Annotated in this window: 11 protein-coding genes; 3 read left to right on the top strand and 8 right to left on the bottom strand. The window is 67.5% G+C overall.

Annotation, left to right across the window (positions count from 1 at the left end):
* Window positions 1-19 precede the first annotated feature (19 nt).
* Window positions 20-730: a GntR family transcriptional regulator gene (locus AB4Z09_RS04710; RefSeq protein ID WP_442239268.1), complete on the bottom strand. Its 711-nt coding sequence runs from the start codon at window positions 728-730 to the stop codon at window positions 20-22.
* Between the two features lie 570 nt (window positions 731-1,300).
* On the opposite strand from AB4Z09_RS04710, the gene AB4Z09_RS04705 reads away from it, so the two are divergent.
* Window positions 1,301-2,905, top strand: a complete 1,605-nt coding sequence (locus tag AB4Z09_RS04705; RefSeq protein ID WP_442239267.1) for an ABC transporter substrate-binding protein — start codon at window positions 1,301-1,303, stop codon at window positions 2,903-2,905.
* Window positions 2,906-2,978: 73 nt separating this feature from the next.
* On the opposite strand, the gene AB4Z09_RS04700 is transcribed toward AB4Z09_RS04705, so the two are convergent.
* From AB4Z09_RS04700 to AB4Z09_RS04690, 3 genes are all read right to left on the bottom strand, one after another.
* Complete coding sequence (locus tag AB4Z09_RS04700; protein ID WP_442239295.1) at window positions 2,979-4,712, bottom strand: N-acyl-D-amino-acid deacylase family protein; 1,734 nt, start codon at window positions 4,710-4,712, stop codon at window positions 2,979-2,981.
* Entirely contained in the window at window positions 4,705-5,685 is a 981-nt protein-coding gene (locus AB4Z09_RS04695) for an alpha/beta hydrolase (protein ID WP_442239266.1), read from the bottom strand. Before AB4Z09_RS04695 ends, AB4Z09_RS04700 begins: the two co-directional genes overlap by 8 nt.
* A 79-nt stretch (window positions 5,686-5,764) precedes the next feature.
* A complete protein-coding gene (locus AB4Z09_RS04690) occupies window positions 5,765-6,391 on the bottom strand; it encodes a TetR/AcrR family transcriptional regulator (RefSeq protein ID WP_442239265.1) in 627 nt (208 codons plus the stop codon).
* 97 nt (window positions 6,392-6,488) lie between these two features.
* On the opposite strand from AB4Z09_RS04690, the gene AB4Z09_RS04685 reads away from it, so the two are divergent.
* Together AB4Z09_RS04685 and ilvD are read left to right on the top strand one after the other, a co-directional pair.
* Entirely contained in the window at window positions 6,489-8,138 is a 1,650-nt protein-coding gene (locus AB4Z09_RS04685; protein ID WP_174913639.1) for a flavin-containing monooxygenase, read from the top strand.
* A 65-nt stretch (window positions 8,139-8,203) separates the two neighbouring features.
* Window positions 8,204-9,916 (top strand): dihydroxy-acid dehydratase, encoded by a 1,713-nt coding sequence (ilvD, locus tag AB4Z09_RS04680; RefSeq protein WP_442239264.1) that lies wholly within the window; start codon window positions 8,204-8,206, stop codon window positions 9,914-9,916.
* A gap of 16 nt (window positions 9,917-9,932) precedes the next feature.
* Here the strand turns inward: ilvD and AB4Z09_RS04675 are convergent, their stop codons facing one another.
* The 4 genes from AB4Z09_RS04675 to AB4Z09_RS04660 form a co-directional block, all read right to left on the bottom strand.
* Window positions 9,933-11,234 carry an MFS transporter gene (locus tag AB4Z09_RS04675; protein WP_114722115.1) on the bottom strand — a complete coding sequence of 434 codons (1,302 nt, stop codon included), beginning with the start codon at window positions 11,232-11,234 and terminating at the stop codon, window positions 9,933-9,935.
* Between the two features lie 44 nt (window positions 11,235-11,278).
* A complete protein-coding gene (locus AB4Z09_RS04670; protein ID WP_442239294.1) occupies window positions 11,279-12,916 on the bottom strand; it encodes a class I adenylate-forming enzyme family protein in 1,638 nt (545 codons plus the stop codon).
* A 305-nt stretch (window positions 12,917-13,221) separates the two neighbouring features.
* Window positions 13,222-13,878 carry a S1 family peptidase gene (locus AB4Z09_RS04665; protein WP_174913645.1) on the bottom strand — a complete coding sequence of 219 codons (657 nt, stop codon included), beginning with the start codon at window positions 13,876-13,878 and terminating at the stop codon, window positions 13,222-13,224.
* Window positions 13,879-14,066: 188 nt separating this feature from the next.
* Entirely contained in the window at window positions 14,067-14,849 is a 783-nt protein-coding gene (locus tag AB4Z09_RS04660; RefSeq protein WP_114722118.1) for a DUF6319 family protein, read from the bottom strand.
* Window positions 14,850-14,982: the final 133 nt, after the last annotated feature.

Raw genomic sequence — 14,982 nt, 5'->3', positions numbered from 1 at the left:
CGGCGAGGTGCGCGGGACGTCAGTCGGCGGTGAGCTGCGAGCCGACCGACGTTGCGACGCGATAGCGATCCGCCGGATGGATGTGGACCCCGACCGCCTCGAGAACGTCACTCGAGTCGAAATACCGATGCACGACAACCAGTGCGGCACTTCCACTCTCCACATCGAGCGCCTCGGAGACCGCACCCGCGAGTCGCGTGGCACTCACTTCCTGCCCGATGCGCTGCCGCACGAGGTTGGCGATGTCGAACTTGGCGGTGRGCAGCATGTCCCGATACGGCAGATCCGCCCGCAGGTACAGCTCGCTCCAACAGATGGGCGGAAGATCCGACTCACGGATCACGCGTGGACCCTTGACGCAGAACCACTCGGTACCCGTGGGCAGACCCGTCAGCGCGGCCAACTCACGGTCCACCACAACACTATTGGTCGCCGGGTGCCGAATTCGAGTGTGCCGGACGAACGACAACATGCCGGCCCTGCTCGTGACGAACGCCTGGTGTCCGCCCATCGTGACCGGGGAGGACACAGTGGTCCCGGCACCGCGGCGCCGACTGATCATCCCGGCATCCTCGAGATGCTTGAGCGCTTGACGCACCGTGCCGCGGGCAAGGGATCGGCTTTCGCACAATTCGTGCTCCGTCGGCAGCTTGTCTCCGACGCTGAACTCCCCCGACTGGATCCGGGCGATCAGCTCCTGCGCCAGCAGGACGTGCTGAGGGTCGGTCACGGGACGGCGGTTCTCCACACGTTCCGGAACACGTCCAACACACCTATTACCTGGTACATCGAGAGAATCCTCCCGCCTGATGCTGCCGCCGATGGTCACGCGGGTCACGCGGGTCACGCGGACGACCGACCGGAACCGGCCGCAAGCCCGCGGAGCAGGACGAGAACTTTGTCTATACAAACCTGCGCCTCGCCAATCTAGGATGCATTTCTCAATTGCACAAGACCTGACGCGATTCGGTTTTGCCGAGCCGGTCGAACGTTTCATTTGCCCCGCAGCGCGGGCGCAAACAGTCCACTCCTCCACTGCGGCCCGACCGTGTGCACAACTCACGAATATCTCTGCGACACACTGAGATGGAGGTTCTGCATTTCATTCTTGTTTAGCGGTGTCGGGCCAGCTAGAGTCCGTGTCGCAATGGACCGAGTGGATTGGAACACCCTCCGTCCAGCACTCGGCGGCCGGGCGCATAGCCCTGTCGAGTCCCGAGATTCAACTCGATCATGCGGACGCGTCACCTGGCTCGTACCGGCGGGCAGGCGTCAACCCCAAAAGCGTGGAGGTTGGTTCATGAGTAAGTATTCGAGAAGGCTCGGCCGCACGCTGGCGGTCGCGGTCGCCGGCGCGGTCGCACTCGCTGGCTGCGCGAGTGCGGAAGGGTCCGACGACAACGGGTCGTCCGGAACGACGACCACGGCCTACGGCATCCTGGGCGACCAGGGCGACGGTGGGACGCCGGTGTCGGGCGGTACGGTCAGCTTCGCGTCGTACGCCCCCGTGACGAGTCTCGACCCGACGGTGACCCAGCCGGCCGGCGCGACTGGCGGCACCGAGATGGCGGCGGTCTACGACGTCCTGATGCGGTACGACACACAGCCGAAGGACTTCCAGCCACAGCTGGCCAAGTCGTTCGACGAGAGCGCCGACCACCTGACGTGGACGCTCGAGCTTCGCGACAACGTAACCTTCAGCGACGGAACACCGTTGGATGCGAACGCGGTCGTCGCCAGCATCGACCGGTACAACCAGCGTCGCGGCGCCAACTCGCAGGTCTACACGCAGATGGTGCAGAGCAACGTCGCGCAGGATCCCTCGACGGTGGTCTTCACGCTGAAGCAGCCGTGGCGGACCTTCCCCACGATGCTCGCCTACGGGCACGGCATGATCGTCGCGCCCGCGTCCCAGCAGGGCGACAAGTTCACCCCGATCGGCGCCGGCCCGTTCACGGTGGTCAGTCTCCAGCCGCAGCAGGAGCTCCAGCTGAAGGCCCGAGCCGACTACTGGGGCGGCGCACCGAACCTCGAAGGCCTGAAGTTCGTCGCCATCGCGGGCGAACAGCCCAAGATCGACGCGCTGAAGACCGACGGCGTCGACATGATCTACCTCCGCAATGCGCAGACCGTCAACGCCGCAAAGGCCGAGTTCCCGGGCTACATCGAGACCACGAGCATGTCGATGGTCGGCCAGCTCAACGGCGCGCCGGGACGTCCCGCTGCGGATCCACGCGTCCGCCAGGCGATCGCGTACGCAGTCGATCCCGAGGTCCTCAACCAGCGCGTGCGCGCCGGCGAGGGCATGCCGGGCACCGACATGTTCCAGCCGTGGTCCGAGTGGTTCGGTGACGTCAGCGGCGTGAGCCCCGATGCCGCCAAGGCGAAGGAACTGCTCGACCAGGCGAAGGCCGACGGCTTCGACGGCAAGCTCACCTATGTCGGCGTCAACGACCCCGATGCACAGCAGCTCGCGCTCGCCGTTCAGGCACAGATGAACTCGGTCGGCTTCGACGTGGCGCTGGAGTACACCAGCAGCATCACCGACATGGTCAAGCGTCTCTACATCGACCGCAACTTCGACATGAGTTACGGCGCCTACAGCATCGCGGACGTCGCGCCCGAGATCCGGCTGTACAGCTCGCTGTCGAGCACCTCGACGAACAACATTCTGAGCTACAAGAATCCGCAGATGGACGAGCTGCTCAGCAAGGTGCTCTCGGCTCCCGACGAGACCGCCAAGCGGGCCGCGATCGTGGACATCCAGAAGCTCGTGAACACCGACCAGCCGTTCCTCTCGTGGGGTGCCGGGGCCAACTACGTCGCGTGGTCGCCCGACGTGTATCGGGCCAATCCGACCGTCGACGGAATCATCCTGTTCGACAAGGCTTTCAAGTCCAACTGACCCCCTCCGGTTCCACCCGGTCCCCGAACGGGAAGTCCCCGTCACTCCGCGGAGTGACGGGGACTTCCCCGCTTCAGGAGGCGCCGGCCGCGTCCGGAGCGGGCTGGGCGCCGCGCACCAGCCGTCCGGGTAGCGCGCCCGTGTGCTCCCCGTTCTCGAATACGATCTCACCGGCGACGACGGTCGCGACGTACCCCGACGCGGTCTGCATCAGCCGCCGGCCTCCGGTCGGCAGGTCGTAGAGCACCTCGGGACGATCCGCCTGCAACCTGTCGAAGTCGATGACGTTGAGGTCGGCACGGTACCCGGCCCGTACCTGACCGCGATCCAGCAATCCCACTACGGCGGCGGTGTCGACGGTGTGCCGCTTGACGAGCCACTCGATCGGGAACAGCCCGCCGGCCTTACGGTCTCGCCCCCAGTGCGTGAGCAGGGTCGTGGGGAAGCTCGCGTCGCAGATCGCGCCGCAGTGGGCGCCGCCGTCGCCGAGCGCCGGCACCGTGTCGGTGCGGGCGATCATCTCCCGCACCGCGTCGAGATTGCCGGCCGCGTAGTTGAGCATCGGGAAGTACAGCAGTCCCCGCCCGCCACACTCCATCATCGCGTCGTATGCCACCTCGGCGGGCGCCACACCGTTGCGCTCGGCCAGCGCCGCAACGGATTCATTCGGTCCGGGTTCGTAATTGGGCGGATCGCCGAGCAGATAGACCTGATCGAACCTGGTGGAGAGCCGCTCGACGAACTCGCTGTCCGTCACCGGCCGTTCGGCCAGAATCGTGGCCCGGACCTCCGGACGGCGCAGCCGCGCCACCCGCTCCTCGCGCGGCAGGTCGGCGAGCGCCGCGTAGCTGGGGTAGGCCATGAAGGGGTGCCAGCTCAGCTCCCAGCCGAGCATCACGCCGACCGCCCGGGGCGCCACCTGACCGGTGATCGGAATATTCTGCTTCGCAGAGATTTCCGACAGACCGTCGAGCAGCGAACGCCACTTGTCCGGGGCCCGGTCGCTCTGCACGATCGACACCGACATCGGCCGCTGGGCCGCTTCGACGATCGCRCTCACGAACTCCATCTCCTCGGGCTCGTCCATGAAGTCCGAGATGAAGTCGATGACACCGCCACCGGCCTTCGCGAGGCCGAGTGCGAGTCCGGTCAGTTCCTCGCGCGACGCGGTGAGGCTGGGCGTCGGCTCACCGTTGGACGTCTTGTGCACCGCGGACCGCGACGTCGACCAGCCCAGCGCGCCGGCCTCGACCGCCTCGGCCACGAGGTCGCGCATCCGCTCCATCTCCTCGTCGGTGGGCCGGGCGAGATGGTCACCGCCCCGACGGCCCATGACGTACGTGCGGAGCGCGCCGTGCGGTAGCTGCGCCGCGAAGTCGATCGCGTGCGGCGTGTCGATCGCGTCGAGATAGTCGGGGAAGGTCTCCCAGTTCCATGTCATCCCTTCCGCGAGAACACTTCCGGGAATGTCCTCGACACCCTCCATCAGGCTGATCAACCAGTGACGTTGTTCCGGTACGACGGGTGCGAACCCCACGCCACAGTTGCCCATCACCACCGTCGTCACACCGTGCAGCGACGACGGCGTCAGCAGTGGGTCCCAGGTGACCTGGCCGTCGTAGTGGGTGTGGATGTCGACGAAGCCGGGCGTGACGAGCCGACCCGCGGCGTCGATCTCGCGTCGTCCCCGCTCGGGGACGTCACCGACCAGGGTGATGCGGCCGGCGTCGATGGCCACGTCCGCCGCACGCGGCGGCGTCCCGGTCCCGTCGACGACGAGGCCCCCACGGATCACCAGATCATGCATGTTCGTCTCCATCGGTCGAGTTCTCCTTGTTGCCAACGGTTTCGAGCAGCCGAGCGGCAGCGGAGGCAATCCGGTCCGCCGCGGTGCTCGCGGTACCCGAGACGGCGGTGAACTGGAGGAACCCGTGCGGAAGCGACGGGTAGTCCAGCAGGTCCACGGCGACGCCGGAGGCCGCGAGTCGTTCGGCGTACTCGATCCCCTCGTCGAGCAGCGGATCGTGACCGCCCACGACCACCACCGCGGGAGCAGTGGTCGAGAGGTCCGCGGCACGGATCGGGGCGAGCAGCGGCGACGTCCGCTCGGCGGGGTCCGGGCAGTAGTGGTCGAGGAACCACCGCATCTCCCGGGCGCCGAGGAACACACCCGAATTGGCGTCGTACGACGCGCGGGTGAGATCGGAATCCAGGACCGGATAGACGAGTACCTGCCCGACGACGTCGATGTCACCGTCGGCGCCGACGAGGTTGGCGCACACCGCAGCCAGGTTGCCGCCGGCGCTGTCGCCGGTGACGACGATCCGCGGCTCCAGGCCCTCCGCGGCGCCGGCCACCCAGCGCAGGGCCGTCATGGCGTCGTCGATCGCGGCCGGGAACGGATGCTCGGGTGCGAGGCGATAGTCCACACTCACGACCGCGGCACCGGCGGCGTCCGCCATGAGCCGGCAGAAGGCATCGGCGTAGTCGAGATCCCCCGTGACCCAACCACCGCCGTGGAAGTGGACGATCGTCCCCGCGACCCGGGGTTCCCCGGGGCGGTAGAGCCGGACCGTGACGTACTCGTCCACCGCGTGCGTCGTGACCGAGGCGACCTCGGGTCCGGCGGCACACGACTGCAGCGCGCCCCGGATCCGGAGGCGCGCGTCGTCCGGGCCCAACTCCACCATCGGCGGGAGCCCGGCGCCGGCAACCGCGTTCGCGACGGCCTGGAGCGCGGGATCCAATTCAGTTCGGTTGTCCTGCACCACTCTTGTCATGAACTAGAATCTAACTCTAGTCTATAGCTATGACAACGATCACACCGGAACCGGTGACTACCCGTTCGGCGGAAGCGGCTCAGCGCGCCGTCGCGGGCGGAAAGATCATGTCGACCGTGCGGTCGAGCAGTCGGTGGACCTCGGCGACGTCCTGGCGCCCGAGCCCGAACAGGATCAGCTCGTGTGCGAGCACCGCGGTCACGACCGCGACGACGTCCGCGGCGTCCTCGTCCGGCAGATCGAACAACTGCTCGCGGTACGAGTCGAGCACCTGCGCCGAGAACTCGGCGAACAACGCACACACGACCGGATCGGCCGACTGGCGCAACACGTTCTGCAGGCGCAGATACGTCGGGTACTCCTCGAACCGGTGGACCGAGTGGTGTAGGCGAATCCGGATCCGTTCGGCCGGGGGCAGTGCCGGATCGGGTGCGCCGCCGTGCTTGATCGGATCGGTCGCCGACCAGTCTCGCAGGACGGCGGCGTACAGGTGGTCCTTGGACGTGAAGTACCGGTACACGGTCCCGAGGGCGACGCCCGACCGTTCCGCGACGTCGCGGATCTGGATGCGCTCGAAGTCGTCGTCGACGAGCAGTTCACCGGCCGCATCGATGATCCGTTGACGGCGCTCCCGCTGCCCCTTCGGCAGCGACGCGGGGTCCTGCAGCGCCGGCCTACCCAGCCGATCCGGCACCCCTGCATCCACGTTCGCACGCCTCCCGTCGCACCCGCCTGATCAGCGGGACACCCGCACCGATGCTACTGGCACCCCTCCCAACCACCACGAAACGAGGTCGACCGCGATGCCCGACAGCACGTCCCGAGAATCCCGAGAATCCACTGCGTCCTCCACACCCACCTACGACGCCGTCGTCGTCGGTGCCGGGTTCGCGGGCCTGTACACGCTGCACAGCCTGCGCCGGCGCGGTCTGACCGTTCGACTGTTCGAGGCCGGCGATGGTGTGGGCGGCACGTGGTTCTGGAATCGGTACCCGGGGGCGCGGTGCGATGTCGACAGCGCCGACTACTCGTACTCGTTCGACGACGACCTGCAGCAGGACTGGGTGTGGACCGAGCGTTTCCCCGCCCAGCCGGAGATCCTGCGCTATCTCGAGCACGTCGCCGACCGGTTCGGTCTGCGTGAGGACATCACCTTCGGCTCTCGCGTGACGTCGGCGCACTTCGACGACGCGAGCGGGCTGTGGACGGTCACCACCGACAGCGGCGACACCGTCACGGCCCGCTGGACCGTCATGGCCACCGGACCGCTGTCGTCGGCCCGGATTCCCGACATCGCAGGCCTGGCCACGTTCACCGGCGAGATCCACCACACCGCGAACTGGCCCGAGCAGGGCGTCGACTTCGGCGGCAAGCGCGTCGGCGTGATCGGCACCGGCTCGTCGGGAGTCCAGGCGATTCCGGTGATCGCGGAACAGGCGGCGGAGCTGACGGTGTTCCAGCGGACTCCGGGATTCGTTCTTCCGGCACGCAACCGGCCGCTCGGGCCCGGCGAACTCGCCGAGATCAAGGCCGACTACCCCGCGCGCCGGCAACTGCAGCGGCAATCGCACGGCGGCTGGATCCTCCCGCCGCCGGTCGGACTCGCACTCGAGACCGCACCGGATGTTCGGATCAAGGAGTACGAGACCCGCTGGGCCGCGGGCGGGCTCGCCTTCCAGACCACGTTCGGCGACGTCATGACGGATGCCGCCGCGAACGAGACCGCCGCCGAGTTCGTGCGCTCGAAAATTCGTGAGACGGTCACCGATCCCGTCACCGCGGAAGTGCTGTGCCCCAAGGGCTATCCGCTGGGATCCAAGCGGGTGTGTGTCGGCACCGACTACTACGAGACCTTCAACCGCGGCAACGTCGAGCTGGTCGACCTGCGTGCCACCCCGATCGAGGAGATCGTGTCCGAGGGCATCCGCACGGACGCCGGCGTCCACGAACTCGACGCGATCGTCTTCGCCACCGGGTTCGACGCCATGACCGGCGCGCTCGGCGCCATCGACATCCGTGGACGGGACGGGGTGACGCTGCGCGACACGTGGGAGGCGGGCCCGCGCACCTACCTCGGCCTCTCGGTGGCCGGGTTCCCCAATCTGTTCGTGCTCGCCGGGCCGGGTAGTCCGTCGGTCCTCTCGAACGTCGTGGTGTCGATCGAACAGCACGTGGAGTGGGTGATCGGCTACCTCGACCACATGCGCAGCACCGGTGCCCGGTTCGCGGAGGCCACGCTCGAGGCGCAGGACGAGTGGGTGGAGCACGTGACGGGCATCGCCGTCGGCAGCCTCTACATGCAGGCGGACTCGTGGTACCTCGGTGCCAACGTCCCCGGGAAGCCGCGCATCTTCATGCCGTATCTCGGCGGCGTCGGCAACTACCGGAACCTGTGTGCGCAGATCGCCGCGGACGGCTACCGAGGGTTCTCCACAACCACCGAACTCGGATAGATGCAGCGTGGTTACATGGACGAAAGCACCGCCATCCGTGACGATCGATCGTTGGGAGAAGCGCCGTGACCACTTCGAAGGATTCCCCCGCACCGGACATCAAGCCGCGCAGCCGGGACGTCACGGACGGCCTCGAGAAGACCGCCGCCCGCGGCATGCTGCGGGCGGTGGGCATGGGCGACGACGACTGGGACAAGCCGCAGATCGGGATCGGGTCGTCGTGGAACGAGATCACCCCGTGCAACCTGTCGCTGGACCGACTGGCCGACGCGTGCAAGGACGGCGTGTTCGCGGCCGGCGGCTACCCGCTCGAGTTCGGCACCATCTCGGTCTCGGACGGCATCTCGATGGGCCACGAGGGCATGCACTTCTCGCTGGTCTCCCGTGAGGTGATCGCGGACAGCGTCGAGACGGTGATGCAGGCCGAGCGACTCGACGGTTCGGTGCTGCTCGCCGGCTGCGACAAGTCGCTGCCCGGCATGCTGATGGCGGCCGCGCGACTGAACCTGGCCAACGTCTTCCTCTACGCCGGCTCGATCCTGCCGGGCATCGCGAAGCTGTCCGACGGCACCGAGAAGGAAGTCACCATCATCGACGCGTTCGAGGCCGTCGGGGCCTGCTCGCGCGGACTGATGAGCCGAGAGGACGTCGACGCGATCGAACGCGCGATCTGTCCCGGCGAGGGCGCGTGCGGCGGCATGTACACCGCCAACACGATGGCGTGCGCGGCCGAGGCGCTGGGGATGTCGCTGCCCGGCAGCGCCGCACCGCCGGCCACCGACCGCCGCCGCGACGGGTTCGCCCGGCGCAGCGGACAGGCCGTGGTCGAGTTGCTGCGCCGCGGGATCACCACGTCGGACATCCTGACGAAGGAGGCGTTCGAGAACGCGATCGCCGTCGTCATGGCGTTCGGCGGCTCCACCAACGCGGTACTGCACCTGCTGGCGATCGCACACGAGGCCGAGGTGGCGCTCACGCTCGACGACTTCGCTCGCGTCGGGGCGCGCGTCCCGCACCTGGCCGACGTCAAACCGTTCGGCCGTCACGTCATGATCGACGTCGACCGGATCGGCGGCGTCCCGGTGATCATGAAGTCCCTGCTCGACGCCGGACTGCTGCACGGCGACTGCCTCACCGTCACCGGCCGCACACTCGCCGAGAACCTCGCCGAGATCGCTCCCCCGGACCCGGACGGCAAGGTCCTGCGCGCGCTCAGCTCACCGATCCATCCCACGGGCGGCATCACGATCCTCGAGGGCACGCTCGCGCCGGGCGGCGCGGTGGTGAAGTCGGCCGGGTTCGATTCGTCCGTATTCGAGGGAACCGCACGCGTTTTCGATCGTGAGCGTGCGGCGAYGGATGCGCTCGAGGACGGGACGATCACGGCCGGCGACGTCGTCGTGATCCGCTACGAGGGCCCCAAGGGCGGACCCGGGATGCGGGAGATGCTGGCGATCACCGCCGCGATCAAGGGCGCCGGCCTCGGCAAGGACGTGCTGCTGCTGACGGACGGCCGGTTCTCCGGGGGTACGACGGGACTGTGCGTCGGGCACGTCGCGCCGGAGGCCGTCGACGCCGGGCCGATCGCATTCGTCCGCGACGGCGACCGGATCAGCCTGGACGTCGCCAACGGGGTGCTCGATCTCCTGGTGGACGAGAAGGAGCTCGCCACCCGCCGGAGCGGATGGGAGCCCCTGCCTCCCCGTTACACCCGTGGCGTGCTGGCGAAGTACACCAAGCTCGTCGGGTCGGCGTCCGACGGTGCCGTGTGCGGCTGACACCGTCGGCCGGAATCTAGACGTTCTCGAGTCGGATTCCCTTGGTCTCCCTCATGAACAGGCACGCGACACCGGTGAAGACGCAGAGCACCATGATGTAGACGCTGAAGGCCCACCCGATCCCCTGCCCCACCAGGAGTTGGTTCAGGTAGGGCGAGGAACCACCGAACACCGCGACGGAGATCGAATACGCGAATCCGATCGCCTGCGTGCGGAGCTTGGTCGGGAAGCTTTCCGACAGCGTCGCGGACAGGACCGACGCGGGAATCGAGACGACCAGGAGCGCGACGGTCGTCGCCACGAGCAGCGTCCACCCCGACGACGTGATCATCGCGGTGAGCGGGAACTGCAGCACGAACATCAGCCCCGCGAACGCGAACAACATGGGCCGGCGACCGATCCGGTCCGAGAGCAGCCCCCAGAAGGGAAGCGAGACGAGCGCGATCAGCTGTGCGATGACGAGCATCCAGTAGGCGGTGTCGGGATTCATGCCCTCCTGGGTGATCGCATAGGTCGAGATGTACGACGTCCAGGTGTAGTGCGCGGCGGTGATGCCGGACGTCATACCGATCATGAGCAGCACGGCACGGACCACGGTCCGTCGAGGAATGCGGGTGTCGTCCGAGTTGTCCTGCGCGTCGAACACCTCGCTCTCCTCCATGCTCCGGCGAAGGTACAGCGCTGCCAGCGCCAGAACCGCACCGATGAGGAAGGGGATACGCCAACCCCACTGCGCGACCGCGCTCTCCGACAGCGTCGAGGTCACGACACCACCCACCGAATAGGCCAGCACGGACCCACCGAAGATCGCGATGAAGGCGACACTGCCCCACATGCCTCGACGGTTCGGCGGTGCGATCTCGCTGACGTACGAGTACGCGGTCGCGGACTCGCCACCGTGCGCAAATCCCTGAACAACGCGGGCCGCCAACAGAATCACCGAGGCCCAGACGCCGACGGACTCGTACGTGGGCATGATGCCGATCACCAGGCTGCCACCGGCCATCATGAGCATGGTGGTGATCAGGACGAATTTCCGTCCCCGCCGGTCGGCGATCCGCCCGAACACGATGCCGCCGAGCGGGCGCATCAGGAACCCGACGGCAAAAACGGCGAGCGTGGACAGCAGGGCCGACACCGGATTCGAGTTGTCGAAGACAACCGCGGCGATGAACGGCGCGAACACTGCGTAGGCGCTCCATTCGTACCACTCCAGCACGTTCCCGACCGCACTCGCCAGGAGCGACTTCTTCTTCGAGCCGATGCCCGTAGCGTTCGCCTGCCCGGGGCGTTCTCTCTCGGCAACTTCAGATGTCACGATTCTTCAGCTTTCGTCAGAATTGGTTTGCTGTGGAACGGAACTCACATCGTGGCGCCGGCGCGGCCACGGAGTTCGGTTCGGCGGATCTTGCCGGTGAGTGTCTTGGGAATGGAGTCGACGACGTGCACCTGCCGCGGCCGCTTGTAGGCCGCCAACCGGTCGCCGACGAACGCGACGAGCTCGCTCTCCGACACGTGGGCGCCGGGGTTGAGCGACACGTACGCAACGACCCTCTCGCCCTGATAGTCGTCCGGCTCGCCGGTGACACCTGCCTCGTAGACGGCCGGGTGTTCGTGCAACACACCTTCGACCTCACGTGGCCACACCTTGTAGCCGGACACGTTGATCTGGTCCTTGAGCCGGTCGACCAGGTAGACCCATCCGTGCTCGTCCATGATCGCCACGTCGCCGGTGTGGAGCCGGCCGCAGGGAAAGGTCTTCGCCGTGTCCTCCGGCCGACCCAGATATCCCGCGATGATCTGAGGCCCGGCGAGGGTCAGTTCGCCTGCCGTCCCGGCGAGGACCGGTTCGCCGTCGGCACTCACGACACGAGCGTCCAGCAGCGGTAGCGGGATCCCGATCGACAACGACCCGCTGGCCGGATCGACCGGTGCGCGGGCACCGGGAGGAACCGCGATCACCCCGGACGACGTCTCCGTCATCCCGAACGCGTTGTGGATGTAGTGCCCGAACCGCTCCTCGAACTTCCGGACGGTCGCCGGCGGGATCGGAGCACCGCCCGAGTAGAGCGCCTTGACCGATGCGAAGTGCTCCGGGGAGGCGTCGGGCACCCGGTAGAGGGCGTTGAAGACGGTGATGGATCCGATCGTGAACGTGACCCGGTGCTCGACGAACATCTCGAGCGTCACCTCGGGGTGGAACCGATTCGCGAAGACGAGTGTGCAGTCACGAATCAAGGCGACGACCGCGTTGATCACTGCACCGGTGATGTGGAACAGCGGCGCGATCGCGAAGACGACGTCGCCGTCGGCGGTGCCGACGAAGTCACCGAATGTCGTGGCGACGGCGAGCACGTTCGCATGCGTGTTGAGGCTGGCCTTGGGAGTGCCCGTCGTTCCGGAGGTGTAGGCGACGATCGCCGTATCGTCGCCCGAAACGTCCGGTCGCGGGGGACGCGCACCGCGATGGCGGGCCACGACGTTCACGAGGTCCTCACCCACCCGGCTCGTCGCCCGGACCGGATCGGCAAACACCCTCGGGTCCGACCTGTTCTGGAAGTCGAGGTCGCTCGTGGTGATCAGCCATCGGACCGAGCTGCCCCGCAACGTGTCCGCCGTTTCCTCCGCAGAACGATCCGAACAGATGACACCGACGGTGCCCGCGTCGTCGACCAGGTGCCGCAGTTCAGCTCCGCGATACATCGGGTTGAGGAGCAGGGCGGCCGCACCGATCTTCCACAGGGCCACCATCGAGATGGCGTACTGCGGGATGTTCTGCAGGTAGATCCCGACACGGTCACCCCGCCGGACCCCCTTCTCCGACAACCCGACCGCGAGCGCGTCGGACTGTTCGTCGACCTCGGCGGCGGTGAGCACACCGTCGAAGTAGCGCAGGGCCACACCATCGGGATTCGCCGCGACGCGGGCATTCCAGGCATCGACGAGCGACGCGAACGGGATCGACGGATCCGTGACCGTTCCACTCGGATACAGCGACATCCAAGGGCGTGCGTCGGGCATGGCACCAGCCCCCTTTCGGCAGTTGACAACAGGGCAACAGCAGGACTCGGGACGCGAGCAGTGGGACCCCGGCGAACCCGCCAAACTGAACAGACCGACCGATCGCTCGTTCGGGTACAGGGAGTGTTGCCTGTCACACCTGGCGTGTCAAGTGGGAGCGGGCGGCCCGGGTATCGCACATGCACCGACACAGCAGGAAACCTTGAAGGACGACGTGGTCCGCCCACGAGAATGTGCCGGACCCTCGACGAGGATCCGGCACATCGGCGAAACGGGAACTACACCTAGATCGGTCTGTAGCCGGCGCCGGGGCCACCGGTCGCGTTGATGCTGTCGATGATCGACGTCATGTTGGTGCCGAGTTCAGGACCGAGGCAGGCGACGCCGAGATAGGCATTCACCATCGCGACCAGCGTCGTCCCGACGACGACCGGTGAGCCCGAATCGCCCTCGATGACGCACATCTGCGTCCACGTCTCCTGCGATTGGAGCACGTCCCCGTACACGACGCCGCATGTGTGACCGGTGGTCCGCCCCTGCTTGCACGCGACCGCCGGGAACTGCGCCGGTGTACCGATCCCGGTGATGGTGACCTCGCCGATCGTGTTCACCGGCGCGACCTTCGCGGGATCGAATTCGATCACGGCATAGTCGTAGTCGTGGTTGGACACCGCGAAGTGCCCCACCACCCCGGCGTCGGGTGCGGACTCCGGCACCACCGCCGCCCCGGCCTCACCGCAGTGCCCCGCCGTGATGCCGACCAGCCTGCCGGCGTTGTCGTGCCCGATGGTGGTGAGCGTGCATTCGTACATGTTGTCGATCACGATTCCGGACCCACCGCCGAGAACCGCCTTCGGCGGTGCGGCGGTGGCGGTGCCGACTCCGAGCATGGCGGCGATCACCGCCAACGCCGCGAAGATCAAGGAAAGTCGCTTGAGCATGTTGCCCTCCCGGTTGGCGCTACGAATGTGCCATCGGTCGATCACCGCCACATGCCTGCGCACTACCCTGCATGCACGCCCTCGCCGCGATCATGCGCGCGCGAGTCGGCGGGACACTCTATCGGCAACCTTCCCACCTCCGTCGATGCCGACGGGCCTCGTTGACCCGATCGTCACCGAATCGCCGACTAGGTGGTCGAGCCCAACGCTTCGAGCGCCCGTCGCGCATCCTCGAGTTCCTTGCTCAATGCCTCGATCCGCTGTTCCGCAGCCTCACGAGCAGCGGAGATGACCGATTGGACGGCCTCGAGCGCGACGGGCTCCCCGAGTTCGCGGACGGCGCGATCCACCGCGTCCGGACTGACCGGAACCGCCTTGCTCGGGCGCTTCGCACCATGCGCGACGGTGACCGTCCACTCGTTCTCGGGGCCGGCGTGAATCGTCACGCTCACGCTGCCCGCCGCGACCTTCTTGGTTCGGCGGGGTGCAGGCGCGGCGCTGGGTGCCGGTGCGGGAACCGCGGGAACGGACACCGACTCGGCCTTCGCAGCCGGCGCTGCCGCGCGCACCGGCGCGGGTGCCGCGGCCGGCGTGGGTCGCGCCGCGGGACGCGGGGTGGAGACCTGGGCGGGCACCGGAGCCGGGGCCGGGGTCGGGGCGACCTTGCGCGCGGTCGCGGGCTTGGCTGCAGCCTTGGCGGGGGGCTCGGGCGCCGTGCGCGTCATGCGCAGTTCCTCCGCCTCGAACGGCAGTTCGTCGTTGACTCCCTTGGGGCGGATGATGACCGTATTTCCTTCCACGGAAACAACTTTGGCCGAGCATCCCGCCTCGATACCGAGGCTGGGCGTGGCTTCGCGGAGGTACACGGTGGCGCGCTTCCCCTCGGCGACGGCCGCGGCCAGTGCCTCGAGGTTCTCCGCGGTGAGGTGTTCCGGTGACGAGCCTGATCCGGAACGTCTGCGGGGCGGCATGATGTGGATCCTCCTGAATACCTACAAGAACACTGAAACCAAGAACACTGAAACCAAGAACGCTGAAACCTACCCCGCTACTCTGGCACAGCCCACCGACAGCCCCACCGACCCGCAGGTCGGCGGAAGCGAC

The organism is Rhodococcus sp. TAF43, from assembly GCF_052113525.1.
Classification (GTDB): domain Bacteria; phylum Actinomycetota; class Actinomycetes; order Mycobacteriales; family Mycobacteriaceae; genus Prescottella.
The sequence above is the reverse complement of the archived record's forward strand: the minus strand, read 5'-3'. Positions and strand labels throughout refer to the sequence as shown.

Bases quoted from the DNA above. Each gene is read 5' to 3' on its own strand.
- AB4Z09_RS04705 (WP_442239267.1), top strand. From the start codon at position 1,301: ATGAGTAAGTATTCGAGAAGGCTCGGCCGCACGCTGGCGGTCGCGGTC.
- AB4Z09_RS04695 (WP_442239266.1), bottom strand. From the start codon at position 5,685: ATGACAAGAGTGGTGCAGGACAACCGAACTGAATTGGATCCCGCGCTC.
- AB4Z09_RS04685 (WP_174913639.1), top strand. From the start codon at position 6,489: ATGCCCGACAGCACGTCCCGAGAATCCCGAGAATCCACTGCGTCCTCC.
- AB4Z09_RS04670 (WP_442239294.1), bottom strand. From the start codon at position 12,916: ATGTCGCTGTATCCGAGTGGAACGGTCACGGATCCGTCGATCCCGTTC.
- AB4Z09_RS04665 (WP_174913645.1), bottom strand. From the start codon at position 13,878: ATGCTCAAGCGACTTTCCTTGATCTTCGCGGCGTTGGCGGTGATCGCC.
- AB4Z09_RS04660 (WP_114722118.1), bottom strand. From the start codon at position 14,849: ATGCCGCCCCGCAGACGTTCCGGATCAGGCTCGTCACCGGAACACCTC.